The organism is Allobosea sp. LjRoot90 (assembly GCF_964254315.1).
Classification (GTDB): Bacteria; Pseudomonadota; Alphaproteobacteria; order Rhizobiales; family Beijerinckiaceae; genus Allobosea.
The window spans coordinates 1-26,046 of sequence record NZ_CAXUTF020000003.1 but is presented as its reverse complement, the minus strand read 5'-3'; the positions used below and the strand labels follow the sequence as shown (position 1 = coordinate 26,046).

25 protein-coding genes are annotated in these 26,046 nt (G+C 66.5%); 15 read left to right on the top strand and 10 right to left on the bottom strand.

The annotated features are described in order from the left end of the window. Positions 1 to 92 precede the first annotated feature (92 nt). From ACSQ3M_RS12110 to ACSQ3M_RS12100, 3 genes are all read left to right on the top strand, one after another. The gene (locus tag ACSQ3M_RS12110; protein WP_436150338.1) at positions 93 to 2,402 is read left to right on the top strand and encodes a xanthine dehydrogenase family protein molybdopterin-binding subunit; all 2,310 of its coding nucleotides are present in this window, start codon (positions 93 to 95) and stop codon (positions 2,400 to 2,402) included. Between the two features lie 133 nt (positions 2,403 to 2,535). Next, positions 2,536 to 2,967 (top strand): c-type cytochrome, encoded by a 432-nt coding sequence (locus tag ACSQ3M_RS12105; protein WP_436150337.1) that lies wholly within the window; start codon positions 2,536 to 2,538, stop codon positions 2,965 to 2,967. A 143-nt stretch (positions 2,968 to 3,110) separates the two neighbouring features. After that, the gene (locus ACSQ3M_RS12100; protein WP_436150336.1) at positions 3,111 to 4,046 is read left to right on the top strand and encodes a c-type cytochrome; all 936 of its coding nucleotides are present in this window, start codon (positions 3,111 to 3,113) and stop codon (positions 4,044 to 4,046) included. A gap of 36 nt (positions 4,047 to 4,082) precedes the next feature. Here ACSQ3M_RS12100 and ACSQ3M_RS12095 read toward each other — a convergent pair whose 3' ends face one another. The 4 genes from ACSQ3M_RS12095 to ACSQ3M_RS12080 form a co-directional block, all read right to left on the bottom strand. Beyond that, positions 4,083 to 4,703 carry a helix-turn-helix domain-containing protein gene (locus ACSQ3M_RS12095; RefSeq protein ID WP_436094123.1) on the bottom strand — a complete coding sequence of 207 codons (621 nt, stop codon included), beginning with the start codon at positions 4,701 to 4,703 and terminating at the stop codon, positions 4,083 to 4,085. A gap of 120 nt (positions 4,704 to 4,823) precedes the next feature. Then, positions 4,824 to 5,753 (bottom strand): DMT family transporter, encoded by a 930-nt coding sequence (locus ACSQ3M_RS12090; RefSeq protein WP_436150335.1) that lies wholly within the window; start codon positions 5,751 to 5,753, stop codon positions 4,824 to 4,826. A 132-nt stretch (positions 5,754 to 5,885) separates the two neighbouring features. Continuing rightward, the gene (locus ACSQ3M_RS12085) at positions 5,886 to 6,338 is read right to left on the bottom strand and encodes an N-acetyltransferase family protein (protein ID WP_436150334.1); all 453 of its coding nucleotides are present in this window, start codon (positions 6,336 to 6,338) and stop codon (positions 5,886 to 5,888) included. Positions 6,339 to 6,404: 66 nt separating this feature from the next. Then, the gene (locus ACSQ3M_RS12080) at positions 6,405 to 7,184 is read right to left on the bottom strand and encodes an SDR family oxidoreductase (protein ID WP_436150333.1); all 780 of its coding nucleotides are present in this window, start codon (positions 7,182 to 7,184) and stop codon (positions 6,405 to 6,407) included. 124 nt (positions 7,185 to 7,308) lie between these two features. Here ACSQ3M_RS12080 and ACSQ3M_RS12075 point away from each other — a divergent pair, with 124 nt between their 5' ends. Beyond that, a complete protein-coding gene (locus ACSQ3M_RS12075; protein WP_436150332.1) occupies positions 7,309 to 8,142 on the top strand; it encodes a UDP-2,3-diacylglucosamine diphosphatase in 834 nt (277 codons plus the stop codon). After that, positions 8,142 to 9,239, top strand: coding sequence for a glycosyltransferase family 4 protein (locus tag ACSQ3M_RS12070; protein WP_436150331.1), 1,098 nt, complete (start codon positions 8,142 to 8,144; stop codon positions 9,237 to 9,239). Before ACSQ3M_RS12075 ends, ACSQ3M_RS12070 begins: the two co-directional genes overlap by 1 nt. 15 nt (positions 9,240 to 9,254) lie before the next feature. Here ACSQ3M_RS12070 and ACSQ3M_RS12065 read toward each other — a convergent pair whose 3' ends face one another. Beyond that, positions 9,255 to 11,042, bottom strand: a complete 1,788-nt coding sequence (locus tag ACSQ3M_RS12065; RefSeq protein ID WP_436150330.1) for a cation:proton antiporter domain-containing protein — start codon at positions 11,040 to 11,042, stop codon at positions 9,255 to 9,257. Positions 11,043 to 11,223: 181 nt separating this feature from the next. Between ACSQ3M_RS12065 and ACSQ3M_RS12060 the strand changes: the two genes are divergently transcribed. Further along, the gene (locus ACSQ3M_RS12060; protein WP_436150329.1) at positions 11,224 to 12,069 is read left to right on the top strand and encodes an AAA family ATPase; all 846 of its coding nucleotides are present in this window, start codon (positions 11,224 to 11,226) and stop codon (positions 12,067 to 12,069) included. Here ACSQ3M_RS12060 and ACSQ3M_RS12055 read toward each other — a convergent pair. Continuing rightward, positions 12,044 to 12,676: a hypothetical protein gene (locus ACSQ3M_RS12055; protein ID WP_436150328.1), complete on the bottom strand. Its 633-nt coding sequence runs from the start codon at positions 12,674 to 12,676 to the stop codon at positions 12,044 to 12,046. The genes ACSQ3M_RS12060 and ACSQ3M_RS12055 overlap by 26 nt on opposite strands. 118 nt (positions 12,677 to 12,794) lie before the next feature. Here ACSQ3M_RS12055 and ACSQ3M_RS12050 point away from each other — a divergent pair, with 118 nt between their 5' ends. Together ACSQ3M_RS12050 and ACSQ3M_RS12045 are read left to right on the top strand one after the other, a co-directional pair. After that, entirely contained in the window at positions 12,795 to 13,322 is a 528-nt protein-coding gene (locus tag ACSQ3M_RS12050; protein ID WP_436150327.1) for a DUF2975 domain-containing protein, read from the top strand. Positions 13,323 to 13,332: 10 nt separating this feature from the next. Beyond that, positions 13,333 to 13,578: a helix-turn-helix domain-containing protein gene (locus ACSQ3M_RS12045; RefSeq protein WP_436150326.1), complete on the top strand. Its 246-nt coding sequence runs from the start codon at positions 13,333 to 13,335 to the stop codon at positions 13,576 to 13,578. A 6-nt stretch (positions 13,579 to 13,584) separates the two neighbouring features. Here ACSQ3M_RS12045 and ACSQ3M_RS12040 read toward each other — a convergent pair whose 3' ends face one another. Then, positions 13,585 to 14,847, bottom strand: coding sequence for an ABA4-like family protein (locus ACSQ3M_RS12040; RefSeq protein WP_436150325.1), 1,263 nt, complete (start codon positions 14,845 to 14,847; stop codon positions 13,585 to 13,587). Between the two features lie 101 nt (positions 14,848 to 14,948). Between ACSQ3M_RS12040 and ACSQ3M_RS12035 the strand changes: the two genes are divergently transcribed. The 7 genes from ACSQ3M_RS12035 to ACSQ3M_RS12005 all read left to right on the top strand — a co-directional run bounded on the left by ACSQ3M_RS12035 (position 14,949) and on the right by ACSQ3M_RS12005 (position 23,733). Further along, on the top strand, positions 14,949 to 15,659 hold the full coding sequence (locus ACSQ3M_RS12035; protein ID WP_436150324.1) for a TetR/AcrR family transcriptional regulator: 711 nt from the start codon (positions 14,949 to 14,951) through the stop codon (positions 15,657 to 15,659). A 9-nt stretch (positions 15,660 to 15,668) separates the two neighbouring features. After that, the gene (locus ACSQ3M_RS12030; RefSeq protein WP_436150323.1) at positions 15,669 to 16,196 is read left to right on the top strand and encodes a SixA phosphatase family protein; all 528 of its coding nucleotides are present in this window, start codon (positions 15,669 to 15,671) and stop codon (positions 16,194 to 16,196) included. A gap of 13 nt (positions 16,197 to 16,209) precedes the next feature. Beyond that, positions 16,210 to 17,658, top strand: coding sequence for a YcjX family protein (locus tag ACSQ3M_RS12025; RefSeq protein ID WP_436150322.1), 1,449 nt, complete (start codon positions 16,210 to 16,212; stop codon positions 17,656 to 17,658). Positions 17,659 to 17,671: 13 nt separating this feature from the next. After that, positions 17,672 to 18,673, top strand: coding sequence for a YcjF family protein (locus ACSQ3M_RS12020; protein WP_436150321.1), 1,002 nt, complete (start codon positions 17,672 to 17,674; stop codon positions 18,671 to 18,673). A 188-nt stretch (positions 18,674 to 18,861) separates the two neighbouring features. Continuing rightward, positions 18,862 to 20,277: a flagellar hook protein FlgE gene (locus ACSQ3M_RS12015; RefSeq protein ID WP_436150320.1), complete on the top strand. Its 1,416-nt coding sequence runs from the start codon at positions 18,862 to 18,864 to the stop codon at positions 20,275 to 20,277. 64 nt (positions 20,278 to 20,341) lie between these two features. Further along, on the top strand, positions 20,342 to 22,207 hold the full coding sequence (gene flgK, locus ACSQ3M_RS12010) for a flagellar hook-associated protein FlgK (protein ID WP_436150319.1): 1,866 nt from the start codon (positions 20,342 to 20,344) through the stop codon (positions 22,205 to 22,207). A gap of 11 nt (positions 22,208 to 22,218) precedes the next feature. Further along, on the top strand, positions 22,219 to 23,733 hold the full coding sequence (locus tag ACSQ3M_RS12005; protein ID WP_436150318.1) for a flagellar biosynthesis protein FlgL: 1,515 nt from the start codon (positions 22,219 to 22,221) through the stop codon (positions 23,731 to 23,733). An 89-nt stretch (positions 23,734 to 23,822) separates the two neighbouring features. Here the strand turns inward: ACSQ3M_RS12005 and flaF are convergent, their stop codons facing one another. From flaF to ACSQ3M_RS11990, 3 genes are read right to left on the bottom strand one after another with little or no spacing between them, the layout of a single operon-like run. Further along, positions 23,823 to 24,194, bottom strand: coding sequence for a flagellar biosynthesis regulator FlaF (gene flaF, locus ACSQ3M_RS12000; RefSeq protein WP_436150317.1), 372 nt, complete (start codon positions 24,192 to 24,194; stop codon positions 23,823 to 23,825). Continuing rightward, a complete protein-coding gene (gene flbT, locus ACSQ3M_RS11995) occupies positions 24,178 to 24,570 on the bottom strand; it encodes a flagellar biosynthesis repressor FlbT (protein ID WP_436150316.1) in 393 nt (130 codons plus the stop codon). The genes flaF and flbT overlap by 17 nt, the downstream gene beginning before the upstream one ends. 47 nt (positions 24,571 to 24,617) lie before the next feature. After that, positions 24,618 to 25,940, bottom strand: coding sequence for a flagellin (locus ACSQ3M_RS11990; RefSeq protein WP_436150315.1), 1,323 nt, complete (start codon positions 25,938 to 25,940; stop codon positions 24,618 to 24,620). Positions 25,941 to 26,046 lie beyond the last annotated feature (106 nt).

Here is a 26,046-nt window from a genome sequence, read left to right as displayed (position 1 = left end):
GCGCATCCCGGCCCCTTCGTGCGGACCGGGGTGACGGCGCGGCGATCCTGCGCCAGTCTTTCTCATTCGAGTGATCCGAAGGAAGTTTGCCGATGCGTCCGATGAAGTTCGGGATGGGCCAGCCGGTGCGGCGGGTCGAGGATCAGCGCCTGACCACCGGCACCGGCCGCTACACCGACGACACCGCGGTCGAGGGCGCGCTGCACGCCTATGTGCTGCGCTCGTCGCACGCGCACGCCAGGTTCAGGATCGTCGACAAGGAAACGGCTCGGAAAAGCAAGGGCGTCAAGCTGATCCTGACCGGCGAGGATGTCGCCCATCTCGGCGATATCCCCTGCAAGGGCCTGATCAAGGAAATCTCCGGCGAGAGCGTGAAGCCGACGCATGTGCCGGTGCTGCCGGTCGACACGGTGCGCCATGTCGGCGAGGCGATCGCCTTCATCGTCGCCGAGACGCTCGACCAGGCGCGTGACGCCGCCGAGGCGATCGAGATCGAATTCGAGACGCTGCCTTCGATCACCGGCATCGCCGAGGCGCTCGACGGAAAGGCGCCGCAGGTCTGGTCTGACCGCGCCGGCAACGTCGCCTTCGAGGCGGAGCAGGGCAACGCCAAGAAGACTGAAGAGGCCTTCGCCAAGGCCGACCGCACCGTCTCGGTCACCATCGTCAACAATCGCCTCGCCTCCAACTACATGGAGACGCGCGCCTGCATCGCCGAATACGACAAGGCGGACAAGCGCTGGACCCTGACGCTGGGTAGCCAAGGCAGCCATGGCACGCGCGACATCCTCGCGGGCTATATCCTCAAGGTCGACCCGTCCCGGATCCGGGTGATCACCCCCGATGTCGGCGGCGGCTTCGGCACCAAGATCTTCATGTACCGCGAATACCCGCTGACCATGGTCGCAGCCGAGATGCTGAAGCGGCCGGTGCGCTGGGTCGCCGATCGTACTGAGCACTTCCTCGCCGACACCCATGGCCGCGCCAATCTCAGCACCGCGACGATGGCGCTCGACAAGCGCGGCAAGTTCATCGGTCTCAAGGTCGATCTCGCCGCCGATATGGGCGCCTATCTCTCGCAGTACGGGCCCTTCATCCCCTGGGTCGGCACGACGATGACGCCAGGCTGCTACAGCATCCCGGCGGTGCATGTGCGCTTCCGCGGCGTCTTCACCAACACCACGCCAGTCGATGCCTATCGCGGCGCCGGGCGGCCCGAGGCCGCCTATCTGATCGAGCGGCTGGTCGATGCGATCGCACGCGAAACCGGCAAGACGCCAGATGCGGTGCGTGCGCTCAACTTCGTCAAGCCGAGCGAGATGCCACACAAGACGCAGACCGGCCCGGTCTACGATTCCGGCGAGTTCGAGGGCCATATGCGCCGCGCCATGGAGGTGGCGGACTGGAAGGGCTTCAAGAGCCGCCTGAAAGCCTCGCAGAAGGCCGGCAAGATCCGCGGCATTGGGCTCGCCTGCTATATCGAGGCTTGCGGCGGTGGCGGGCCGGAGAGCTCGACCGTGATCCTGGAGAAGGACGGCACGGTCACCGTGCTGATCGGCACGCAATCAAACGGGCAGGGCCACGAGACCGCCTATTCGCAGCTGGTCTCGCAGCATCTCGACATCCCGATGGACCGCATCAAGGTCATCCAGGGCGATACCGACAAGGTCGCGACAGGCTCCGGCACGGGCGGCTCGCGCTCGATCCCCGTCGGCGGCGCGGCCCTCAACGCGGCGACCGGCATCCTTGCAGACAACCTGAAGAGCCTGGCTTCGGATGCGCTCGAAGCCAGCCCCGGCGATCTCGAGATCGTCGACGGCGCCGTCCGCATCGTCGGCACCGACAAGAAGCTCGATCTCAAGGCGATCGCCAACCTGCCCGGCGCCAAGGCCGAGCAACTCAGCGTCCACCAGAGCTGGACGCCGCCGGAGGCGACCTATCCGAACGGCACGCATGTGGTCGAGCTCGAAGTCGATCCGGCAACCGGCGGCACCGAGATCCAGAACTATGTCGTGGTCGACGATTTCGGCGTGACGCTGAACCCGATCATGCTGCAGGGCCAGGTTCATGGCGGCGCGGCGCAGGGGATCGGCCAGGCGCTGATGGAGGAAATCCGCTTCGACACATCCGGCCAGATGCTGACCGCGACCTTCATGGATTATGCGCTGCCGCGCGCGATCGACATTCCGAACTTCCATTTCGAGACGCGCAACGTGCCTTGCGTCACCAACGCCCTCGGCGTGAAGGGCGCGGGCGAAGCCGGCGCGATCGGCGCCTGCCCGGCGGTGATGAACGCCATGGTCGATGCGCTGGACCGCGCCGCGGGGATCAAGGCGATCGACATGCCGGCGACGCCAGCCAAGGTGTTTGGGACGTTGAAAGCCGCGGGATATCTGCTCTGATGCAAGGAGGTGCTTGCCTCTCTGCAAGGAGTTTCACGACAATGCGACTTGGCGCTGTCGTGCCCGTGCGTTGATCTGGAAGAGTTAAAAACAGCGCCTGTTCGGGCGCATGTCTTCCGGAGGATTCCTGCGCATGCTTCGCTCTGCTTTCGTCGCCCTCGGCCTTGCCGTCGGTGTCTCCGCCGTTCTGGCCCAGGCCAATCCGATCGCCGAACGGCGCGACACGATGAAAGGCGTTGGCGGTGCGACGCGCGATGGTGCGGCGATGGCCAAGGGCGAGGCACCGTTCGATGCCGCCAAGGCGCAGGCGGTGTTCAAGGCCTATGGCGATGCCGCCAAGAAGATGCCGGGCCTCTATCCGGACACCGCCAAGACCGGCGGCGAGACCACGGCGGCGCCGAAGATATGGGAGGACCAGGTTGGCTTCAAGGCCGCTTTCGCCAAGTTCGAGGCCGATGCTGGCAAGGGTGCGGCCGTGACCGATCTTGCCGGCTTCCGCACTGCCTTCGGCGACGCCACCAAGAATTGCGGCGGCTGCCACGAGACCTATCGCATCAAGAAGTGATGGCGGCCTGACGCCCCCGATTTGACCTGATCTAAGGAGCGAGCTTCTTTGCAGAGGCCCGCTCCTTTCGTGTCGGCGGCATCCGGAGCGAACCGGGTCGCGACACGGGCGTTGTTTGCCAGGGACAACTTGACGAGGAATCGATGCGCCGCCTGCTGATCACGCTTCTGGTCTTCATCGCGCTCGGCATTGCCGGCTTCTTCGTTCTCACCGATCCGCGGGTGGTCTCGCCGGGCCCCGAGGTCGGCACGCTGCCGGCGCCCGACATTGAGAACGGCAAGCTTCTGTTCGCAGCCGGCGGCTGCGCCTCCTGCCATGCCACGCCGGGGCAGGACGACAAGACCAGGCTCGGCGGTGGGCTGGCGCTGGACTCGCCCTTCGGCAAGTTCCATGTGCCGAACATCTCGCCGCATACGCGCGACGGTATCGGCAATTGGGGCACGGCCGACTTCATCCAGGCGATGACGGCTGGCGTCTCACCTTCCGGGCAGCACTATTATCCGGCGTTTCCCTACACCTCGTACCGGCTGATGCCCCCAAAGGCGGTCGCCGATCTCCTCGCCTATATCCGCACGCTGCCGTCGGTTGAGGGCAGGGCGCCCGGCCATGAGCTCGGCTTCCCCTACAATATCCGCCGCGCCGTCGGTGGCTGGAAGCTGCTGTTCTTCGACGGGACGCCGTTCAAGGCCGATCCAGCCAAGAGCGAGGAGTGGAATCGCGGTGCCTACCTCGTGAACGGGCCGGGCCATTGCGCCGAATGCCATTCCAGCCGCAACCAGTTCGGCGGCATCGTCCAGGCGACGCGCTTCGCCGGCGGGCCGGACCCGGAGGGCAAGGGCTGGGTGCCGAATATCACCCAGGCCGAAGACGGTCTTGGAAAGTGGTCGAAGTCCGAGATCGCCGAATTGCTCAAGAGCGGGTTCACGCCGAGCTTCGATAGCGTCGGCGGCTCGATGGTGGCAGTGGTGCGCAACATGGCGCAATTGTCCGATGCCGACCGGTTGGCGATGGCGGAATATCTGAAGTCGCTGCCAGCCGTGCAGGGACGACCGCGGCCGCAGAAGACCGCTGGTGGGTAAGGAGATGAAGGCTGGGGCTGCTTTACGAAGCGGCCCTCAGTCCATCACTGCCGCTTTGAGGATGCAGACCATCAAGGCCGTGCCCGGCTGGCCGCTGACGCAGCGGACGACGTGCTGGCGGTCGCAGCGATAGCGCAGGGTCTCGCCGGCCTTGGCACGCTGGGTGATGCCGCCGACCTCGACTTCGAATTCGCCGGCGCTGACCGAGAGCGATTCGATCGAGCCGCGCTGATGGCCTTCCGAATCGAGCTCGCCGCCGGGCTCGGCGCTGACCTCGTACCATTGCAGCCATTCGACGGTCTTGATCCAGCCGATGATGGCGAGGCGCAGCTTGCCGTCTTCCGAGACCAGGATCGGCGTATCCGATCGGGCGATCTTCTCGATGAAGGCCTCTTCCTCGTTGGTCGAGAGCACGCGCTCGATCGAGACGTCGAGCGCCTGCGACAGCCGCCAGATCGTCGCCAGCGTCGGATTGGTCTCGTTGCGCTCGATCTGGCTGATGATCGACTTGGCGACGCCGGACTGTTCGGCCAGCTCCGAGAGCGAGAGATTATAGGCCTTGCGCAACCGCTGGATCGTCTTGCCGAGCTGGCCGGAGATCACCTGTGCGCCCGACTCTATCTCGCGGCCGCCACGTTCCCTGGTTTCGATACCCATTGCACTCTTGCCTGCCGTCGCCCCTTGCCCGTTTAGGAATTTGCCCGTTTGGGAAAGAGAACGATTGTTTGTCTTAGCGGACAATGCCTCGGATCGCTCCAAGCGGCAAGTCGAGCAGGTTCAGACCGAGCGGGTCGGGCCGGCCTCGCGGGTTTCCTTCTTGAGCAGGCCGAGCTGCTGCTCGCGCAGGATGACGTAGATGCCTGAAGCGATCACGATCAGCGAGCCGATGAGCACGGCCAGGACCGGCCATTCGCCGAAGACGAACCAGCCGAGCGCCGTCGCCCAGATCATCGTCGAATATTCGAAGGGCGCGATCAGCGAGGCGTCGCCATAGCGATAGGCCTGGACCAGCAGCATCTGGCCGAGGCCGCCGAGCACGCCGATCACGACGAGCAGCAGGAAGTCCTTCCAGTCCGGCACGGTCCAGCCGAGCGCGAGCGTCAGCAGGCCGAGCAGCGATGTCATGCACATGAAGTAGAAGACGATGGCGCCGGTCTTTTCGGTCTGGGTCAGAAGCCGGACCTCGATCGAAGCGAAGGCGGCGCAGAAGGCGCCGCCGAGCGCGAGCAGGGCGCCGATGGCAGGCCCGCCCGAGAGACCATGGCCGAAGGCCTGCGCGCCCATATGCGGCGAGAGCATCAGCAAGACGCCGAGGAAGCCGACCGCGACGGCGGTCCAGCGGTAGATGCGGACGCGCTCCTTCAGGATCAGCGCCGCGAGCACCACCACGATCAGGGGCGCGGCGTAGCCGATCGCGACCGCGTCCGAGAGCGGCAGCAGATGCAGGGCGGCGAAGCCGAGAAACATGCCGGTCGAGCCGATGACGCCGCGCTTGAGATGGCCGCGCAGATTGCTCGTCTTGAGCGCTTCCGGGAATTCATGGCGCCAGGCCAGCCAGATGATCAGCGGGATCAGCGCGAAGAAGGAGCGGAAGAAGACGAGCTCGCCGGTCGGATAGCGCGAGGCCAGCGTCTTGATGCCGGCTGACATCAGCGTGAACGTCAGGGCCGAAAGCAGCTTGAGGCTGATGCCGAGGAGCGGTGACAAGGCAAAAGGTCGGGCAGGAGGAATGGAAGTCTTGTGCAAGACTTCCATTCCTTAGACCACGAGCGTGGAGCCGTTCCAAGCACCGATGTTGCAAATCGGACCGGCGCGATGCGGGACGCGATCGAATGCGGTTCAGGTCAGGCGATATTCGAGGATCTCGTCGTCCCGGTCGTCGAATGTGCCGGTCGAGGTCCAGCCCAGATGCCGGTAGAAGCCATAGGAGCGCACGGCCGGGTCGGACGAGCAGCCGAGAAACAGCCTGGCGAAGCCGAGCGCCCTGAGTTCGTCGACGACCAGCTTCAGCAAGGCCTTCCCGACTCCCTGTCCTTCGTGATCTGGGAGCAACGCCAGCACGACGATCTCGCCGGTCTCGCGCTCGCCGAAGCAATAGCCGACAATCTCATCGCCAACGGTCGCGACATGGCCCGGCAGGCTGCCGTCGGCGATGGCAGAACGCCAACTCTCGAGCGTGACACCCGCGGCGGCCAGCCGCTCGACCGAGAAGGCGTTCTCCCGTGTCTTGCCGCGCAGGACGACGCAGGCGGGCGTGTCTTCGGGGACGGCGCGTCGATAGGCGATGGTCATCGGTCTCAGTTTGGTTCTGGAGGAGAGAGCCGGGGCGCACTCTGACACGCCCCGGCCGGCCAGGTGTCAGAAGTTCGTCCGGAACGAGCCGCCGTCGATCAGGAAGTTCTGGCCGGTGATGTAGCCGGCATGGGCGCTGGAAATGAAGGCGCAGAGCTTGCCGAATTCGTCGGGCGTGCCGAGGCGGCCGGCCGGGACAGCAGCGAGCCGCCGCTTCGTCGCTTCCTCGATGCTGATGCCCTGCATCTCGGCGACCTTGTTTGTCGCGGTCTTGATCCGGTCCGTGTCGAACACGCCCGGCAGGATATTGTTGATGGTGACGTTGGCATGGGCGATCTCGCGCGCCACGCCGGACAGGAAGGCGGTAAGGCCCGCACGGGCGCCGGAGGAGACGTCGAGCCCGGTCAGCGGAGTCAGCACGCTCGCCGAGGTGATGTTGATGATGCGGCCGAAGCGCCGCTCGATCATGCCGTCGACGACACGTTGCACCAGTTCGAGCGGCGTCGCCATGTTCTGCGCGAGGCCTTCGAGCAGCGCTTCGCGCGTCACCTCGCGGAAGGGCTTGGGTGGCGGGCCGCCATTGTTGTTGACGAGGATGTCAGGATTGGGCGCGGCCGCGAGCAGCGCGTCCTGGCCTGCCTTGGTCGAGACGTCGGCGACGACCGCGATCACGGTGGCGCCGGTGCTGGCGCGAATCGCGCTCGCGGTCTCCTCCAGCGTCTTGGCGTCGCGGCCGTTGACGACGACCGTGCAGCCAGCTTCGGCGAGCGCCTGCGCACAGCCCCGACCCAGCCCCTTGCTCGAGGCGCACACGATGGCCGTGCGGCCGGCAATACCCAGATCCATCTTTTGTCTCCCGGAAGGTTCCGTTTCTGTGAGGGAGGCAAAGCACGGTTTCGCCGCCGCGTCATCAAAGCGTAGTGCAAATCAGACACACGCCGCAGGCATCGCAATAGATAGGCCAGCGAGCATGAGCGACGACAGCGACGCCAAGCAGGTTCGCAGCATCTTCATCTCCGACCTTCATCTCGGCACGCGCGGAGCGCAAGCGGACCTCGTGCTGGAGTTCCTGCGCGCCTATGACGCGCCGAAAATCTACCTGGTCGGCGACATCATCGACGGCTGGCGGCTGAAGAGCGGCTGGTATTTCCCCCAGGCGCACAACGACGTCGTCCAGAAGCTGCTGCGCAAAGTGCGCAAGGGCTCTACGCTGATCTACGTCACCGGCAACCACGACGACTTCCTGCGCGACTATACCGGCCTGCAGTTCGGCGGCATCACGCTGGTCGACGACATCGTCCACGAGACCGCCGACGGCAAGCGCATGCTGGTGATCCATGGCGACCTGTTCGACCTCGTGGTGCGCAACGCCAAATGGCTCGCCCTCCTTGGCGACTGGGCCTACACGGTCGCGCTGGTGCTCAACCACGGCATCAACCGGGTGCGCCGCGTCTTGCGCCTGCCGCACTGGTCGCTCTCGGCCTGGGCCAAGCACAAGGTCAAGAACGCGGTGAATTATATCGGCGAGTTCGAGCAGTGCCTCGCCGACGAGGCGCGCCGGCACAAGGCCGATGGCGTGATCTGCGGCCATATCCACCACGCCGCCCAGCGCGACATCGACGGGCTGACCTACATCAACACCGGCGACTGGGTCGAAAGCTGCACGGCCGTGGTCGAGCACGACGACGGCCGCTTCGAGATCATCCGCTGGCCGCAGCACCGGCTCACAGGCGAGAAGCCGGCGCTGCCGGCACCAGCTGCGACACGCCCGGCGCCAATACCGAGCCTCGTCGAGGCCGCGTGATGCGCGTCCTGATCGCGACGGACGCCTGGCGGCCGCAGATCAACGGCGTCGTGCGATCGCTGGAACGCATGGTCGAGGCGGCGCCGGAGTTCGGCGTCACTCCGCATATGCTGACGCCGGAAGGCTTCTGGCAGGTCGGCCTGCCGTCCTACCCCGATATCCGCATCGCGCTGGCGACGCGCCGCCACGTCGCCAAGCGCATCGCCGAGTTCGGCCCAGACCATATCCATATCGCGACCGAAGGGCCGATCGGCTGGCTGACGCGGGCTGTCTGCCTCGCCCAGAAGCGGACCTTCACCACGAGCTATCACACGCGCTTTCCGCAATATGTCGCGGCGCGCTGGCCCATTCCGGAAAGCTGGAGCTACCGCTTCCTGCGCCGCTTCCATGGGCCGGCAGCCGGGGTGATGGTCTCGACCGCTACCGTTGAAGCTGAGCTGCGCGCCAACGGGTTCGAGCACATCCTGCGCTGGGGGCGGGGCGTCGATCTCTCCCTGTTCCATCCGCGCCCCGAGAGCGTGCTCGACCTGCCGCGGCCGATCTTCCTCAGCGTTGGTCGGGTTGCGGTCGAGAAGAACCTCGAAGCCTTCCTGTCGCTGCGCCTGCCGGGCAGCAAGGTCGTGGTCGGCGACGGGCCGGCTCGCGCCGACCTCAAGCGCGCCTTCCCGGATGCGCATTTCCTGGGTGCGCGCGAGGGCGAGGAGTTGGCTGCGATCTACGCCTCTTCCGACGTCTTCGTCTTCCCGAGCCTGACCGACACCTTCGGCATCGTGCTGCTGGAGGCGGCGGCGAGCGGGCTTCCCGTCGCCGCCTTCCCGGTGCAGGGACCGAGCGACGTCTTCGCTGGCAGCCAGGCCGCGGTGTTGCACGAGGATCTACGCAGTGCCGCACTCGCAGCGCTGCGTCTGCCGCGCGAGGCTGGGCTCGAACTCGCGGCCCATCATAGCTGGCGCAGCAGCGCCGAGCAGTTCTACGGTCATATGCGCCGGGCGATGCTGGCTGCGGCGGTCGGCACGACGGTGCGCACCGAGCCGGTGCCGGCGCCGACTACGCTGTCGGTGCGGCTCGAGCCGACAGAGCGGAAAGAATTCGCGTAGATCGGGCGCGCAGTATCACAGCCTGCGTGAGCGGGCATGGCGCGGGAGGGCGGGCTGCGGCGCGCTCGCCGGCTTGAGCTCGCTGCGGAAGTCATCGCGCCTCTGATGCACCGAGGCGATCACAAGGCCCATCGGCACGCCGAGGCCGACGAGCGCGGCTTCCGACAATTGCAGGCTGGCCTCGATGGTCTCCGGCACGGCGTCGTTCACGCCGATCTCGTAGAGATGCCTGGCATGCTTGGCGTCGCGGGCGCGGGCGACGATGACGAGATCGGGCCGCAGCGCGCGCGCTGCCGTCACCGTCTCGTCGACAGCGCGCTGGTTGTCGATGGTGACGATCAGCGCGGTCGCCTCTTCGAGGCCGCAGAGCCGCAGGAAATCCGGCTTGGTGGCGTTGCCATAGAAGGCTGGTCGCCCGGCGCGGCGCTGCGTCGCCACCAGCGCGGCGTCAGCATCGATGGTGATATAGGGAACCTTGTGCTGTTCGAGCATCTCGCCGACCAGCCTGCCGACGCGGCCGAGGCCGACGACGATGGCGCGTGGCGCGCGGTCATCCGGCGGCAGGATGCTCGCCTCCGCTGGAAGATTCGCCACCGGAACCAAGCGGGCCGACAGCGTCCGTGCCATGCGGGCGGCGAGCGGCAGGAAGATCATGGTCAGCGAGACAGCGGCGAGCACCAATGCCGCAGCGTTGTGGTCGACCAGCTTGGCGGCGACGGAAGCGGTCAGCAGCACGAAGGCGAACTCACCGCCCGGGCCGACCATGATCGCGGTTTCGAGCGCGGTCGACCGCGATAGCTTGAAGTAGCGGGCAAGCAGGAAGGTAATCGCCACCTTGGCGAGGAAGAGCCCGGCGGCGATGCTCAGGATCGCGACCGGCTGAGCCGCCAGTGCGGCCGGGTTCACGCTCATGCCGACAGTCAGGAAGAAGACGCCGATCAGCAGCGATTTGAACGGCTCGATCGTGACCTCGATGGCGCGGCGATACTCGGTCTCGGCCAGCAGCAGCCCGGCGATGAAGGCGCCCAGCCCCATGGAGAGCCCGGCTCCGGCCGCGATCAGTCCGGTACCGAGCGCGACCAGCAGGGTCGCCGCCATGAAGCTCTCGGATGAATCAGTCGAGGCGACCAGGCGAAAGAGCGGGCGCATGGCGACGCGGCCGATGACGACGATGGCGGCGATCGCCGCGGCCGCTTGCAGCAGCGCCTGGGTCAGGCCAGCGAGCAGCGATCCGTTCTCCTGCGCGCCGAGCACGCTGACCAGGAAGAGCAGTGGAATCACCGCAAGATCCTGGCAGAGCAGAATCGCGAAGCTGGCGCGCCCAGCCGAGGAGGTGATGCGGCGGTGCGCCGATAGCAGCTCGACCACCATCGCAGTCGAGGACAGGGCGAGCGCCGTGCCGATCAGCAGCGCCGCGGCCGCCGGCTGGCCGAAGCCATAGGCGATGGCGCTGATCACTGTGGCCGAGAACGCGACCTGGCCGAGGCCGAGCCCGAAGACCAGCCTGCGCATGGTCATCAGGCGCTCATAGGAGAGCTCGAGCCCGATGACGAAGAGCAGGAAGGCGACGCCGAGCTCGGCGGGACCGGCGAGCGCCTCCGCATTCGAGACGGTGATCGCGCCGAGGAAGGGAATCTTGGCAGCGAGGCCGCCGAGACCATAAGGGCCGAGCAAGGCGCCGCAGGCCATGAAGGCAACGACCGAATTGACCCGGAAACGCTTGGCGAAGGGCACGATCACGCCGGCCGTGGCGAGCACGACCACGGCGTCACGATAGGCGGAAGGATCGATCGTCCCGGCCACGTCACCCTCGAAGAATCAAGCGAAGCTGCTGATCTCAAAGCTTTGCTTGGTAAAGCCTTGCGACACAAACCAAATCACGTGCCGGGCTGACGAAAACTTGCCCTGCCTTCGGCTGACCTCTAAGCACATTGCCGATCGCGGCAGCAGCTTGGCCGCGAACTCGCCACGCCAAGGGTACCGCATGCGCTTTACCGGCACCGCTTCTTACGTCGCCACCGAGGATCTGACGGTCGCGGTCAACGCCGCGATCCGGCTGGAGCGGCCGCTGCTGGTCAAGGGCGAGCCAGGCACCGGCAAAACGGTGCTGGCTGAGGAGATCGCCGCCGCGCTCGGCGCGCCGCTGCTGACCTGGCACGTCAAGTCGACCACCAAGGCGCAGCAGGGGCTCTACGAATATGATGCGGTCAGCCGCCTGCGCGACAGCCAGCTCGGCGATGCCCGCGTCTCCGATATCGGCAACTACATCAAGCGCGGCAAGCTCTGGGAGGCCTTCGTTTCGCCGGCCCGCCCTGTGTTGCTGATCGACGAGATCGACAAGGCCGATATCGAGTTCCCGAACGATCTCCTGCTCGAGCTCGATCGCATGGAGTTCCATGTCTACGAGACCGGCGAGACGATCAGGGCGGCGCAGCGGCCGGTGATGATCATCACCTCGAACAACGAGAAGGAATTGCCGGACGCCTTCCTGCGTCGCTGCTTCTTCCACTACATCCGTTTCCCCGACGCCGAGACGATGCAGCAGATCATCGAGGTCCATTTCCCCGGCATCAAGAAGCGGCTGATGGAGGAGGCGCTGCGGCTGTTCTTCGAGGTGCGCGAGGTGCCGGGCATCAAGAAGAAGCCCTCGACCTCCGAGCTGCTCGACTGGCTGAAGCTCCTCGTCGCCGACGATATCGGCCCCGAGGTGCTGCGCGAGCGCGATCCACGCAAGCTGATCCCGCCGCTGCACGGCGCGCTGCTCAAGAACGAGCAGGATGTCTCGCTGTTCGAGAAGCTCGCCTTCATGGTGCGGCGGGAGAGCCGCTGACCTTCGTCGCCGGGATCGCGTCGCAGGGCGGGATCGCCGTGGCGAGATCGACCTTGGGGTCGATTTCGCGAACGGCTTCCTTGAGGTCGAAGTCGCGCATCAGCAGGACATAGTCCTGCGTTTCCGACGTCCTGAGATAGCCGGTCATGGTGATCGGCTTGCCCGAGAGCTCGCCGAGCCGGCAAGCCTTGTCGGTGCCGAGCGCCAGGCTGCCGCGATTGCCGCTGTTCTGCGGCCCGGCGAACATCTCCTCGCGGAAGGCGCTGAGGCGGGCGGCATCGGCTGCCCCCAGCCTGAACAAGGTGAAGCGGCGTCCGGGAGCGGCCAGCGTCGGCAGCTTCGCCAGCTCGGCCGCGTCGCGGACCTCCTCCAGCACGACTTTGCGCTCATGCCGGCCGCCATCCTTGGGCAAGGCGACGATGGTCATGGTGACGCCGCCCGGAAGCGGGCGGATGTCGGCCGGCAGGCTGATGCCGGCGCGTAGCTGCGCGAGGTCGGTCGTCCGGATGTCGATCTTTGCCAGTTTGGGCAGCGAGGTCAGCGGGACATGGCCGCAGCCGGCGAGCAGGCAGCCGAGCAGGAGACTGGTGGGCAGGGCGATGCGCATTGGAGCTCTCATTGAAATGGCTTTGACATTCAGAAATTCATCTCTTAGTTTAATTTTGTCAACCGCGGAGTGAAATGAAATGGCGTCCTCAGCAAGCTCGAACCAAAGCCGGCCGGCCATGGCGAGGCTGCGTCGCGTCAGTGCCGTCGCACGCATCTTCTGCTTTGCGGCCGCGGTGTTGATGGCTGTCGGCGTGGTCTGGCTCTGGCTCGATCCGGGTAAGCTTGCCGACTATGCCCGCGGCACGATCGGCGTCAGCGCGCCGATCGGCCCGCTGTCGGAGCGCGGCTACTGGATCGCGCTTACGATCGGCCTGGTCCCCGCCGGGCTCTTCGTCGCGGCGATGCTGCGGCTCGCCAGCCTGTTCGGGCGCTTCGGCCGCGGCCTGGTGCTGGAGGAGGAGAACGCGCAGCGACTGACGCGAGTCGGCTGGCTGCTGACAGCGATGGGCGTGGCGACGCCGCTCACACGTGGGCTGCAGAGCGTGGCGCTGACCTTCGACAACCCGTCAGGCCAGAAGCAGCTGGCGATCACGCTCGATCCCGGCACTTTCGGCGCGCTGGCGGCCGGGGCCGCGCTGGTCGCCTTCGGGCTGGTGCTCAGGGAGGCGGTCCGGCTCGCGGACGAGAATCAGAGTTTCGTGTAGGAGTTGGGCGATGCCGATCATCGTCGAACTCGATGTCATGCTGGCGCGTCGCAAGATGCGCTCGAAGGAACTGGCCCAACGCATCGGGCTGACCGAGCAGCAGGTCTCGCAGCTGAAATCCGGCAAGGTCCGCGGCATGCGCTTCGACACGCTCACCCGAATTTGCGCCGTGCTCGACTGCCAGCCCGGGGACCTGCTGCGCTACGAGCCGGGCGCGGGGGACCTTACGCTTGATCCCGAGGCGGGCGATACGTGACGGGCCTCAGCCAAGCCCGAGCAGCGGGCGCGCCTGCAGCGCCGCGACGAGCGCTGTCGCGGTGAGTGCAGCATAGGCGGCGGAGACCGCGCCGAGGGTTACGAGTCCGGTTCTGCTCTGCCGCGTCGCCAGCCAGAGCAGCACCCCGATCGCCGGAATGATCTGCAAAGCGTGCAGGCCAAGGAAATGTGCGATGCGCAGGTCTCCGATCGCGAGCGACCAGCCGAAAACCGGAAGCGTCCGATGATCGACCGGCACGGCGCCGACATAGTGGCCGGTGGGGCTCGAGCCGAGGAGGGCGCCGCTCAGGAGCCCGAAGACACAGGTGAGGGCGAGGCCGACGACCAGCGACCAGCGCACGACATCCGGTATTGGCGCTGTGTCGCGGCGGGCGAGGCCATAGGCGAGGAAGCCGGGCGCGATCGTGAACATCACCGCGCCGATGCCCATCAGCGTGTAGAGCCAGACGCCGAGCGCGCTGTCGCTGTTGTAGTGCGAGGCTTCCACACGCGAGGCGCGCCAGGCGATGTAGAGCACTTCGAGGACGATCGGCACGATCACCGGCCAGACGATGTAGCGCCCGGCCCAGGAGGCGCGGAAACGGTCGCCGGCGAGCGGCAGGAACAGCGCCAGCGTGAGCAGGTAGAAAGCGACCGAGATCTCGAATTTCAGCGGCTTGATCCAGGTGTCGACGCCCTGGAACTGCCTGATGTCGATCAGCCAGGCGAACAAGGTCGGCACCGCCAAGGCCAGCATGGCGAAGGCCGCCGCGGTGAGGCGTGGCTCGAGCTCGAGATCGGGCAACCAGGCCGGCATGCGGGCCTGGAGCCTGGCGATGCGGTCTTCGCGCGCCAGGCGAAAGCAGGCCTCCAGCAAGAGATAGGCGATGAAGCCGACCGGGCCGAACAGGAAGGTCATCGGCAGCACCGGCAGCATCAGCCAATGCGGGATCGCCTCTGCCTGCGAGCGGCGCAGGATCCAGTTGCCGAGGAAGAGGTCGAAGGCGAGATAATGGACCCAGCCGGCGAGCAGCAGCGGCTTCGAGGCGAACAGGGCCGCAACCGAATCGAGCGAGGAGAAGCCGCCCTTGGCATCATGCCAGTGGACGGCGATCAGCACGGCATAGCCGAGGGAGAGCAAAGCCGGGATGATCCAGCCGGCGAGGGCCGCCGAAATGCCGCGCCAGCGCGGCAGCAGGATCAGCGCGAGCCAGCCGAGCATGGCCAACTGGCCGGCGCGGGTGAAGGCATCGTCCAAGCTGAGAGGCATCATGCACTCCTATCTTGACACTGTTCAGTTGCGATGTCGTCCTATTGCGATATCTTGACGGCGTCAAGTTTGATTTTGACGAGCGTAGGCAGGGCGTTGCGATGACAGCAGGCGGCGTGATCAAGCGGGGCGGGTATCATCATGGCGATCTGCGCCAGGCGATGATCGATGCAGCTGAGGCGGTGCTGGCCGAGAAGGGCGTCGGCGGCTTTACCTTGCGCGAATGCGCCCGCCGGGCGGGTGTCTCGCCGGCCGCGCCGGCGCATCATTTCGGCAATCTCGTCGGCCTGCTGACGGCGATTGCGACGCTCGGCTTCGACGACCTGTCGCAGACGATGGAGGCGGCTGTCGCGAAAGCCGAAGCGTCCGGCGGCGATCGACTGGCGGCGATCTGCGAGGGCTATCTCGAGGTCGCGCTGACCCGGCCCGGTCGCTTCCGCGTCGTCTTCGGACGATTGGGCCTGAAGAGCGGAGACGACGATCTGCGCCGCGCCGCCGTCCGGGCCTTCGGCATCCTGGTCCGGGAAACCAAGCTGGCGCTGGGGCGGCGCGTCGATGGCGAGGAGGTGCTGACGCGCCTGCCGTCGAGCTATGGCGACGATGCCGATCTCGCCGAGATCCTGTTCGTCTGGTCGATCACCCATGGATTCTCGACCATGCTGATCGATGGCCAGCTCGCGCCGTTGGAAATGCAACCGGGCGGGCGCGAGCGCCTGCTGGGGCTTTATTCGGGCCGGCTCATGGACATGCTGCTCGCTGCAATGAGGACGGTGCCTGCCGAACCTCTCGCAAATCCCGCCAGCCGTGGTTAGATGGCGGCCATGCGCCGCCTGATGCTTCTGCGCCACGCCAAATCGGCCTGGCCTGCCAACACCGCCGACCGCGACCGCCCCCTCGCCATGCGCGGGCGCGAGGCCGCTCCGGTCATGGGCCGCTATCTCGCCGAGGAGCTGTTGCTGCCTGACCTCGTCCTGATCTCGCCGGCGAAGCGCACGGCCGAGACCTGGGAGCTGGTCAAGCCGATGCTGCCGGAGAAGCCGCCGACGCATTTCGAGCCGCGCATCTACGAGGCCAGGCCGGAGCGCCTGCTCAACGTCGTTCAGGAGACCGAGCCCGAAGTCCGCACGCTGCTGATGATCGGCCACAATCCCGGCTTCGAGGAGCTCGCCGCCAAGCTCGCCGGCCATGGCGACCGCTATGCGGCGGCGCGGATGGCGCAGAAATATCCGACCTGCGGGCTCGCCGTGATCGATTTTTCCATCGAAGACTGGCGCGATCTTTCCCTGCGCAACGGCCGGCTCGACCGTTTCGTCACGCCCGCCTCGCTCGGCGAAGGCCCCGACGAATGATGCGGATCGCCTGATGGCGTCCGGTTCCTATCTCGACGAGGCGCGCAATGCCGCGCTCGCCTTTGGCGACAGCCTGCTCGGGCTGGCGCGACCGCGGCTGCGCATCGGCGTCACCGGCCTGTCGCGCTCGGGCAAGACGGTCTTCACCACAGCGCTGATCCAGAACCTGGTCGAGGGTGCGAAACTGCCTGTGCTGAAGGCCTCGGCGGAGGGACGGATCGCGCGGGTCAGGCTGGTGCCGCAGCCCGATCCTGAGATTCCGCGCTTTCCCTATGAGGCGCATCGCGCCGCGCTTTCAGGCGCAGATCGGCGCTGGCCGGACTCGACGCGGCGGATTTCGGAGCTCAGGCTCGAGATCGATTACGAGCGGGCGCAAGGCTGGTTCAAGGGCCCGGCGACGTTGACCCTCGATATCGTCGACTACCCCGGCGAATGGCTGCTCGACCTCGCGCTGATCGGCCAGGACTATGCCGACTGGTCGGCGCAGGCGGTAGCGGACGCACGCAAGACCCACCGGCACGCCACCGCCGCGCCCTGGCTCGAGGATCTGAAGCAGCGCGATCCGGCCGGGCCGGCGGACGAATTGGCGGCGGAGGCTGCGAGCGACGCCTTCAAGGCCTATCTGGCCGCCTTGCGCGCCGATCCCGAGGCGGTGGCGGTGACGCCGCCCGGCCGCTTCCTGATGCCGGGCGATCTCGAAGGCTCGCCGGCCCTGACCTTCGCGCCGCTCGATCTGGCCCCGGGTGCGCAGCCGCAGGATGGCACGCTCGCCGGGCTGATGGCGGAGCGCTTCGAGGCCTATAAGCGCGTCGTGGTCGGGCCGTTCTTCCGCGAGCATTTCGCCAGGCTCGACCGGCAGATCGTCCTGGTCGATGCGCTGGCGGCGCTCGATGCCGGCCCGGCTGCACTCGCCGACCTCGAAACCGCGCTCGGCCAGGCGCTCTCCGCTTTCGCTGTCGGCCGCAACAGCCTGCTGTCGAGCCTGTTCGCGCCGCGGATCGAGAAGGTGCTGTTCGCCGCGACCAAGGCCGACCATCTCCACCATACCAGCCATGACCGCCTCGCCGGGGTGATGTCGCATCTGGTTTCGCGCGCCTCGGCGCGGGCGCAAGGGGCGGGCGCCAAGGTCGAGGCGATGGCCTTTGCCGCGATCCGCGCCACGCGCGAGGTCCGTATCCGCGAGGGCCGCGAGGAACTGCCCGCCATTGCCGGCGTGCCCGAGGCGGGCGAGGTGGTCGACGGCGAGGTCTTCGATGGCCAGACGGAGGCTGCGATCTTTCCCGGCGACCTGCCGGAGCGGCCCGAGGCGATCTTCGATCCGGATGCGCTGCGCTGGCATGTGCGGGCGCCGCGATTCCGACCGCCGCTGGTCAAGCCGGATGCCGGCGGGCGCCTTACGCCACCGCCGCAAATCCGCCTCGACCGCGCACTCGAATTCCTGATCGGCGACAAACTGGCGTGAAGGAGGGGCGAGCATGAGCAAGGTGCCGCGCGCCATCCGTCTGGGCCCGCAGGAGGGATCTTCCGAGGACGCCGTCTTCGGCGGCCGTAGCGATGTTGCGATCGTGCCGGAGGTCGAGCCGATCGAGCCCGACGCCATATCGGCTCCGGTGGCACCGCGCCGCCGCTTCAGCTGGGGCAGCCTGTTCGTCGCGGCGCTGTCGGGCCTGCTGGCATTGTCCGTCACGGTCTGGGCGGAGCAGACGATCAGATGGCTGCTCGCCCTCAATCCGGCCGTCGGCATCGCGGCGCTGGTCTGCGCCGGCGTGGCGGCACTGGCGCTGCTGGTCATGCTGCTGCGCGTGCTGCGCGATATCCTGCGTGAGCGGCGGGTCGAGGCGCTGCGCGAGCGCGCTGTCATAGCTCTGGCCGAGAGCGATCTCGCCAAGGCGCGCGCCGTCGCGGTTGATCTCGACAAGCTCTATGGCGGCCGGCCGGAAACGGCGAAGGGCAGGGCGGAGCTCTCGGCCCATACGCCGCAATTGCTTGCCGCCCGCGACCTGCTGACGGTTGCCGAGCGCAGTCTGCTTGCGCCGCTCGATGCGCTCGCGCAGGCGCAGGTAGCGCAGGCGGCGCGGCGGGTCTCGCTCGTCACCGCGGTGAGCCCGCGGGCGCTGGTCGATGTCGTCTTCGTGCTCGTCGCCTGCGCCCGGCTGCTGCGGGCGATCGCCACGGTCTATGCCGGCCGCCCGGGCGCTCTCGGCCTGCTCCGACTGGCGCGGCAGGTGCTCGGCCATCTCGTCGTCACCGGCGGCATTGCGGCGGGCGATGCCGTCATCCAGCAGGTCCTCGGCCAGGGACTGGCGGCGCGGCTTTCGGCCAAGCTCGGCGAGGGCGTCCTCAACGGCTTGCTGACCGCACGCATCGGGCTCGCGGCCATCGCGGTCTGCCGCCCGCTGCCCTTCGTCGAGGAGAAGCCGCCGGGGTTGTCGGATGTCGCCGGCGATCTTTCCGGCTGGGGCGGTGAGGACGCTTGAGCCCGGCAGAATTTGCCGGCGATGGACGAATCTGCCCGGTCGGAATCGTCAGGAAACCTTTCGAAAACCATTCAAGCTCTTGAAATAGCTCACGCACGGCGCTGGCACAGGCCGTGCAAACTGAAGCCTCGGTTCGACATGCCGCCCATGGGGGGCGCAGTCCAGGTCGGATCGCAGGTGAGGTTGCGATGGGTGTTTTCAGTGCGCTGACGACGGCGGTGACGGGCATGCAGGCCCAGTCCTATGCCCTCGAAAATATCTCCGGCAACATCGCGAACTCGCGCACCGCCGGCTTCAAGAGGGTCGATACCAGCTTCTCGGACCTGGTGCCGGATTCGGCGCTGAATCGGCAGATTGCCGGTACGGTCGCTTCCTATAGCCGCGCCACCAATACGATCCAGGGCGACCTCAACGCCACCCGCATCGACACCAATGCGGCGATCAACGGCGACGGCTTCTTCGTGGTCGACCAGCGCCAGAGCGGCGTCGGGGCTTCGACCCAGTTCGCCAACAGCAATCTCTACACCCGCCGCGGCGATTTCGACTTCGACGCCGACGGCTATCTCGTCAACGGCGCCGGCTACTATCTGAAGGGCCAGAAGATCGATCCCGTCACCGGCCAGGTGATTGGCAGCCAGCCCGACGTGCTGCGCATCACCAAGGACCAGTTCCCGGCCAAGGCGACGACCCAGATCGAATACAGCGCCAACATTCCCGCCTACCCGAAAACGAACCAGGCCAATACGGCGACCCCCGGCTCCGAGCTGCTCAATGCCGGCACGGGCTTCGGCACGAATCCCAGCACGACGGCGGCGGGCGGTACCGGCACCGTGGTCGGCAGCGACCTGACTCTCTTCCTCAACCGCTCGATCCCCGGCGGCTCGGTCACGGTCTACGATACCCTCGGCAAGGCGACGAGCGTCGAGCTGCGCTGGGCCAAGATCTCCAATGCTACGACCACTCCGGCGCCGGGAACCCCCGACACCTGGAACCTGTTCATCGCCGAGAACACCAGTGCGACTGGCGCGACCGTTGCCTATCGCAACGTCAATACCGCCATCACCTTCGATTCGACCGGCAAGATGACATTGCCGGCCAGCGGCAACATTACCATACCGCCCATGACGATCGGCGGTACCGCCATCTCGCCCGCCACCGCCCCCATCAGCATCGTCACCAACGGCATCAGCCTGACGCAGAATGGCGACACCAGCGGCCAGATCGACGCCCGCAGCATCCGCCAGAACGGCTACACCGCCGGCACGCTCGACCGGGTCTCGATCTCGAACGAGGGCCAGGTGATCGGTACCTTCAGCAACGGCCAGGTCGTGGCGCTGGCGCAGATTGCGGTCGCCCGCTTCAACGCAGGCAATGCGCTGAAACGGCTCGATGGCGGCGCCTTCGAGGAGACGATCGAGTCGGGCGCTCCAATCGTCGGCCTCGGCACCGCGGCGCTGATCGGCGGCAATGTCGAGCAGTCCAACACCGACATCGCCGACGAGTTCTCGAAGATGATCGTCACCCAGCAGGCCTATTCGGCCAACACCAAGGTGATCTCCACGGCGCAGGAGATGCTGCGCGACGTCTTCAACATCATCCGCTGAACGGCTGAACGCAGCCTGGTCCTGACAGCCCAGAAGGGCTGGGCCAAGACGACAGGAGTTGACGATGGGTCTCAGCACTTCGCTCGGCACCGCCATTTCCGGGCTGAACAGCGCGCAGATCGGCATCGGCGTCGTTTCGCAGAACGTCGCCAATGCCGGCACGCCCGGCTATGTCCGGCGCAATGTCTCGAGCGTCGATTCAGTCTCCGGCGGCACCGTCGGGGTCAGCAATCCGAACGTCCAGCGCCTGCTCGACCGTATCGTCCAGCATCAGCTCCTGCAGGAGAGCTCGGGCGCGGCCTATACCTCGACGCGCGCCCAGGTCTTCGCCAATCTCGACCAGCTCTATGGCGCACCCGGCAGCAAGACGGCGCTGGACTCGATGTACAGCAGCTTCACCAGCTCGTTGCAGGCGCTGCAGAACGACCCGTCTTCCTACACGAACCGCACAGCGGTGCTCGATGCGGCGAGCCAGCTCGCCAGCCGCCTGCGCGGCCTCTCGGAGGGGGTCCAGCAGGAGCGCAGCCAGGCCGAGGCCGGCATCGGCTCGGCGGTCACCCGCGTCAACGAGCTGCTCGACCAGCTGACCAACGTCAATGCGCGCATCGTCAACGCCCAGCAGACCTCCGGCACGGCGGATCTGCGCGACCAGCGCGACCGGATCGTCTCCGAGCTGTCGCAATATGTCGAAATCCGCACTGACGAGCGCCCGAACGGTGCGATCAACATCACCACCGCCTCCGGCACACAGCTTTTCGACGGGCGCCCGACGGTCAAGTTCGAGTTCGACGCGCGCGCCAATATCGGGCCGCAATCGCAGTGGAGCACCGATCCCGCCACGCGCGGTGTCGGCACGATCATCGCCCGGGACCTGAACGGCAACGGCTTCGACGCCATCGCCAACAACACCTTCCGCTCCGGTGAGATCGGGGCGCTGGTCGAGCTGCGCGACAAGACGCTGGTGCAGGCGCAAAAGCAGCTCGACGAGATCGCCGCTCAGCTGTCGAGTGCGCTCTCCGATCGCGAGATCGCTGGCACGGCGGTGACCGCCGGCGCCGCCACCGGCTTCGACGTCGACCTCGCCGGGCTGCAGTCCGGCAATTCGGTGACGCTCGACTACAAGGTCACGCCCGGCGGGCAGACGCAGCGCTTCACCTTCGTCCGTGTCGAGTCGGCTGCCTCTCTGCCGCTGCCGGCCTCGGCCCAGGGCGATGCCAACAACCGCGTCATCGGCATCGACTTCTCCGGCGGGCCGGCCTCGGTCGCTGCGCAGATGCAGGCGGCTATCGGCCCCGGCTTCACCGTCTCGAACACCGGCTCGGTGCTGCGCATCGTCGATGACGGCGCCGGCGCGACCCGCGATGTCGTCGGCCTGACCGCGCGCCCGACTCAAACCTCGCTCACCGGCGGCACGGGCGAATTGCCCTTCTTCGTCGATGGCCGCAACAACGGCGTCTATACCGGCTCCTATGAGGGTGGGGCTCAGTCGACGGGCTTCGCCTCGCGCATCACAGTCAATCCGGACCTGATCGCCGATCGCTCCCGCTTGGTCGTCTTCAATACCAGCCCGGCGACGCCGCAGGGCGACACGACCCGGCCAAAATTTCTCTATGATCGCCTGACCTCGAGCCAGCGCAGCTTCACCAACGCGACCGGCTTCGACGGTTCGACCGCGACCTCGAGCGGCACGGTCTCCAGCCTCGTCCAGCGCGTCGTGGCCGGGCAGGGCCAGGCGAGCGAGCAGGCCAAGCGCCTCGACGAGGGCCAGCAGGTCGCCTTCTCTTCGGTGCAGAGCCGCTTTCTCGAAGACACCAAGGTCAATGTCGACCAGGAAATGTCGACGCTGATCGAATTGCAGAGCGCTTACGCCGCCAACGCACGCGTCATCTCCACCGTCAAGGAGTTGCTCGACGTGCTGATGAGACTGTGAGGAGATAGTCCATGACCATCACTCCAACCGGTACCGGCGCCTATCGCCTCGCCAACCCGAACCAGTTCGTTTCGATGCGCGGCCAGCTCGACGATCTGCAGCGCCAATTGACGACGCAGAAGAAGTCGGAGACCTTTGCCGGCCTCGGCATGGATCGCGGCGTCAGCCTCGATCTCAACAACAAGCTCTCGACGCTCGACGGTTATCTGACCGGCATCCAGCGCGCCGACGTCAACCTCAAGCTGATGACGAAGGCGGTCGAGAACTTCGCCAAGCTCGCCGGCGAGACACGGGCCGATGCGCGGCCGGACAGCTATGTCGAGACCTCGACCGGCCGCACCTCGCCGCAGGTTCTCGCCGAGGAGAAGTTCAAGCAGACGCTCGATCTCCTAGGCTCGCAGGTGAACGGCCGTTACCTGTTCTCCGGCCGGACCAGCGATGTCGAACCGGTCGAAGGCTTCTCGCTGATCATGGATGGTGACGCCACTCGCGCCGGCCTGAAGCAGCTGATCTCCGAGCGCAAGCAGGCCGATCTCGGCGCCGGTGGCCTCGGCCGGCTCGTCACCGGCGGTGCCGGCACGAACGCGACGATCGCCGAGGAGGCGGCCGGGCTGCCCTACGGTTTCAAGCTGACCAACGCCTCGAGCAGCACGGCGGCGCTGACCACCGCCTATACGGCCGGCCCGCCGGCCGACATTGCCGTCAACGTCGCCGCGCTGCCGCAGCCGGGTGACACGCTGAAGATCGCGCTGTCCCTCCCGGACGGCACGACGAAGGAGGTCACCCTGACGGCCCGGGCGGCCGGCACCACGGGCGCCGCCGCGGATGGTTTCGTCATCGGGACTGACGCCACCACCACCGCGACCAATCTGCGCGCCTCGATCAACGCAGCGTTGTCGCGCGAGGCGAATACGTCACTGTCGGCCGCCTCTGCCCAGGTCGCGGCCAAGGATTTCTTCGCCGGCAGCCCGAGCAATCCGCCGCTCAGGGTGCCCGGACCGCCCTTCAACACCGCGACGGCCGCGCCGGCGCCGGGCACCGCCGCGAACACGGTGATCTGGTATCAGGGCGACGATGCCGCCGGCTCGGCAAGGGCGACGGCGAGCGTCCAGGTCGACCAGGGCCAGCAGGTGGCAGCTGGCGCCCGCGCCAACGAGGAGGCGTTCCGCACTGGCCTCGCGCAGTTCGCGATCATGGCGGCTGAGACCTTCCCGGCAAGCGACCCGAACTCGAAGCTGCGCTACGAGGCGATGACCGAGCGGGTGCGCAACAATATCGGTTTCCCGACCGGAACGCAGGCGCCCTCGGAGCTCATCGTCGAACTCGGCTCGGCGCAGACTGCGATGTCACAGGCCAAGGAGCGGCACACCGCGACATCGAACTATCTCAACACGACGCTTGCAGGCGTAGAGGACATCACCAAAGAGGAGGTCGCGATGCAGATCCTGGCGCTGCAGACCACTCTGCAGGCGAGTTACCAGACCACCTCGATGCTGCAGCAACTGCGCCTGACGAACTATCTCTGAGGCCGCCGCCGAAGGTCGCAGGCCTGAACGAGAAAACGGCCCGGAGCGATCCGGGCCGTTTTCTCTTGTCGAAGGTGCGGGTAGAGGGTTCAGCGGCCGCGCAGGCCGGCGGCGATCTCGCGATTGATGTTGACGAGGGCGGCGAGCGCCTGCGGCTCCGGCGCTGCGGCGACCTGGAAGGTCCGGTTGAAGATGAAGTTGGCCAACCCGAGGATGTTGCGCTTGATCTCGACCGGCAACGGATTGTCCTCGGCGATCACAGCTGAGACCAGCAAGGTCCAGAGCTTGCGATTATAGGCCAGGGCTCCGTCGAGCTCGCCGGAACGGGCGGCCCAGTCATCGACGATCATCTGGAGACGGGCGGCCGCCTTGAGCAATAGACCGGCTTCGAGTTCGCGCGGTGACTGGACGTTCAGCGCCGCCTTCGAGGCCGCGGCGTAGGCATTAAACCCGCTTTGCATGCTCGAGCAGTTCCGCCTCGTAGGAGATCAGCGTCTTGGCCGCCTTGAGTGCTTTGTAGAGCTCACCGCTTAAAATGCAGTTATTGATTTCGGACATATGCGGCAAAGCGCTCGGCGCCGCCTGCAGGAAGTCGCGCACCAGCTGGAAATAGACCTCGTGTTGCGTCGTCGGGTCGCCAGCCAGGTACATGAGCTGGATCGCGAGATAGATCTTCTTGGCCGGCGTGTCTGCTGTCGCGCCGGTGAGAATGTCCTTCTCGCGCAGGATCGGCGCCTCGCCTTCGATGAAGAAGCGGGTGCGCTGTTCGTCGTTGCGGATGACGACCGAGCCGATGATGATGCGCTCGTTCGGCTTGAGCTCGACCTTGAGGGCCATGTCGGTCTGAGCCTTCTGGCTGGAGGGGAGGGGCTGCGCGTGGCGACTCAGCCGAAGAGGCGCAGCACGCCCTGGTCGGCCTGATTGGCCAGCGACAGCGCCGTCTGGGAGAGCTGCTGGCGGGTGTTGAGCGCGAGGAGGCTGGCGCCTTCCTCGTTCGGATCGGCCAGGACGAGGTTGCCGGCGCCGGTGATCAGGACGTTGGAGAGTTCCTTGGTGAAGTCCTGCCGGGTCTGCGCAACCGAGAGATTCGAACCGAAGGTCGAAGCCAGCGACTTCAGCGAGGTCAGCGAACTGGTCAGGGCGGCGGTCGCCTTGTCGAGATCGGCGTCGTTCTGGAAGTTGATGAAGCCGGCGAGCTGGGTGTTGATGGCGCGCGGAATGCCGAGATTGTCGGCAGTGATGTTCGAGCCCTGGATGTCGAGCTTGGTCTGGTTCTTGCCGGTCTTCTCGTTGAAGACGATCGACAGCCGGTCGCCGTTCAGCAGGTTGATGCCGTTATAGCTCGAATCCTTGGCGAGGTCGTCGATCTTGTTGCGCAGGTCGTTGAACTGGTCGATCAGGTTCGAGCGCACGGCGGAGGTAACGTTCGGGGCAGTGATACCGGCGCCGGTGCGATCGGTCGCGGCCAAGCCGACAGCAGTATTGGCGAGACCGGTCTGGGCGGAGGTGATGGCGGTTCCAGGCGCTGTGTTCGCGCCGATACCGAACTGCAGCGGTTCCGAACCGGTGCCCTTGACGTTGAGCTGGCCCTTCTCATCGACGAAGGCGGTGGCGATGCCCGACTTGTTGATCTCGTTGACGAGATCGCGGACCGTCGCGTTAGCTGCAGAGAAGGAGGCTTCGTAGGTCGTCGAGCCGGCGACGATCGAAATACCGATGTCGGTTGTCGCGGCCGCCATGCCGACGTTGCCGGAGTAGGATGCCGTGGCGTCGTTGGCGACGCCCGCATTGTCGTCGACGAGCTTCTTGTCGAGGGCGATGTCTTTCAGGCTCTTGCTGGTGACGGCGACTTCCGTCTGGGTGGCGAGCCCCGTGCCGGCCTTGGTCGGGCGGTTCTGAGCCGCGTCGGCCTGGGCCTGCTTCACCGTCGACTGCAGCGACTGCACCAGCTTGGTGATGCCGTCGATGCCCTTGGAAGCAGCCTGGATGGTCTGGATGCCGTTGGAGATGCCATCGAGCAGGCCGGTGAGCTGGCTCGAACGATCGTTCAGCGAAACCGAAGTGAAGTAGTTCACCGGATTGTCGATCGCCGAGTTGACCTTCCTGCCGGTCGCCAGGCGGTTCTGGATCACGCTCTGCTGGGCCGTGGTCTGCTGGAGGGTCAACAGGTTGTTGCGGACGCCGTTCGACAGGATCGTGTTGGCCATTTCAGGTCCCTCAGACAGCGCGGTTTGGCGCTCAACCAGCTTGCTCTGAGCCGACAATCCTTTGTTAAGGCTAATAAACGGTTAATGACGCCGCTGGGCGCAAACG

Bases quoted from the DNA above. Each gene is read 5' to 3' on its own strand.
- ACSQ3M_RS12110 (WP_436150338.1), top strand. From the start codon at position 93: ATGCGTCCGATGAAGTTCGGGATGGGCCAGCCGGTGCGGCGGGTCGAG.
- ACSQ3M_RS12105 (WP_436150337.1), top strand. From the start codon at position 2,536: ATGCTTCGCTCTGCTTTCGTCGCCCTCGGCCTTGCCGTCGGTGTCTCC.
- ACSQ3M_RS12100 (WP_436150336.1), top strand. From the start codon at position 3,111: ATGCGCCGCCTGCTGATCACGCTTCTGGTCTTCATCGCGCTCGGCATT.
- ACSQ3M_RS12095 (WP_436094123.1), bottom strand. From the start codon at position 4,703: ATGGGTATCGAAACCAGGGAACGTGGCGGCCGCGAGATAGAGTCGGGC.
- ACSQ3M_RS12085 (WP_436150334.1), bottom strand. From the start codon at position 6,338: ATGACCATCGCCTATCGACGCGCCGTCCCCGAAGACACGCCCGCCTGC.
- ACSQ3M_RS12080 (WP_436150333.1), bottom strand. From the start codon at position 7,184: ATGGATCTGGGTATTGCCGGCCGCACGGCCATCGTGTGCGCCTCGAGC.
- ACSQ3M_RS12075 (WP_436150332.1), top strand. From the start codon at position 7,309: ATGAGCGACGACAGCGACGCCAAGCAGGTTCGCAGCATCTTCATCTCC.
- ACSQ3M_RS12070 (WP_436150331.1), top strand. From the start codon at position 8,142: ATGCGCGTCCTGATCGCGACGGACGCCTGGCGGCCGCAGATCAACGGC.
- ACSQ3M_RS12060 (WP_436150329.1), top strand. From the start codon at position 11,224: ATGCGCTTTACCGGCACCGCTTCTTACGTCGCCACCGAGGATCTGACG.
- ACSQ3M_RS12055 (WP_436150328.1), bottom strand. From the start codon at position 12,676: ATGCGCATCGCCCTGCCCACCAGTCTCCTGCTCGGCTGCCTGCTCGCC.
- ACSQ3M_RS12050 (WP_436150327.1), top strand. From the start codon at position 12,795: ATGGCGAGGCTGCGTCGCGTCAGTGCCGTCGCACGCATCTTCTGCTTT.
- ACSQ3M_RS12045 (WP_436150326.1), top strand. From the start codon at position 13,333: ATGCCGATCATCGTCGAACTCGATGTCATGCTGGCGCGTCGCAAGATG.
- ACSQ3M_RS12040 (WP_436150325.1), bottom strand. From the start codon at position 14,847: ATGCCTCTCAGCTTGGACGATGCCTTCACCCGCGCCGGCCAGTTGGCC.
- ACSQ3M_RS12035 (WP_436150324.1), top strand. From the start codon at position 14,949: ATGACAGCAGGCGGCGTGATCAAGCGGGGCGGGTATCATCATGGCGAT.
- ACSQ3M_RS12030 (WP_436150323.1), top strand. From the start codon at position 15,669: ATGCGCCGCCTGATGCTTCTGCGCCACGCCAAATCGGCCTGGCCTGCC.
- ACSQ3M_RS12025 (WP_436150322.1), top strand. From the start codon at position 16,210: ATGGCGTCCGGTTCCTATCTCGACGAGGCGCGCAATGCCGCGCTCGCC.
- ACSQ3M_RS12020 (WP_436150321.1), top strand. From the start codon at position 17,672: ATGAGCAAGGTGCCGCGCGCCATCCGTCTGGGCCCGCAGGAGGGATCT.
- ACSQ3M_RS12015 (WP_436150320.1), top strand. From the start codon at position 18,862: ATGGGTGTTTTCAGTGCGCTGACGACGGCGGTGACGGGCATGCAGGCC.
- flgK (WP_436150319.1), top strand. From the start codon at position 20,342: ATGGGTCTCAGCACTTCGCTCGGCACCGCCATTTCCGGGCTGAACAGC.
- ACSQ3M_RS12005 (WP_436150318.1), top strand. From the start codon at position 22,219: ATGACCATCACTCCAACCGGTACCGGCGCCTATCGCCTCGCCAACCCG.
- flaF (WP_436150317.1), bottom strand. From the start codon at position 24,194: ATGCAAAGCGGGTTTAATGCCTACGCCGCGGCCTCGAAGGCGGCGCTG.
- flbT (WP_436150316.1), bottom strand. From the start codon at position 24,570: ATGGCCCTCAAGGTCGAGCTCAAGCCGAACGAGCGCATCATCATCGGC.
- ACSQ3M_RS11990 (WP_436150315.1), bottom strand. From the start codon at position 25,940: ATGGCCAACACGATCCTGTCGAACGGCGTCCGCAACAACCTGTTGACC.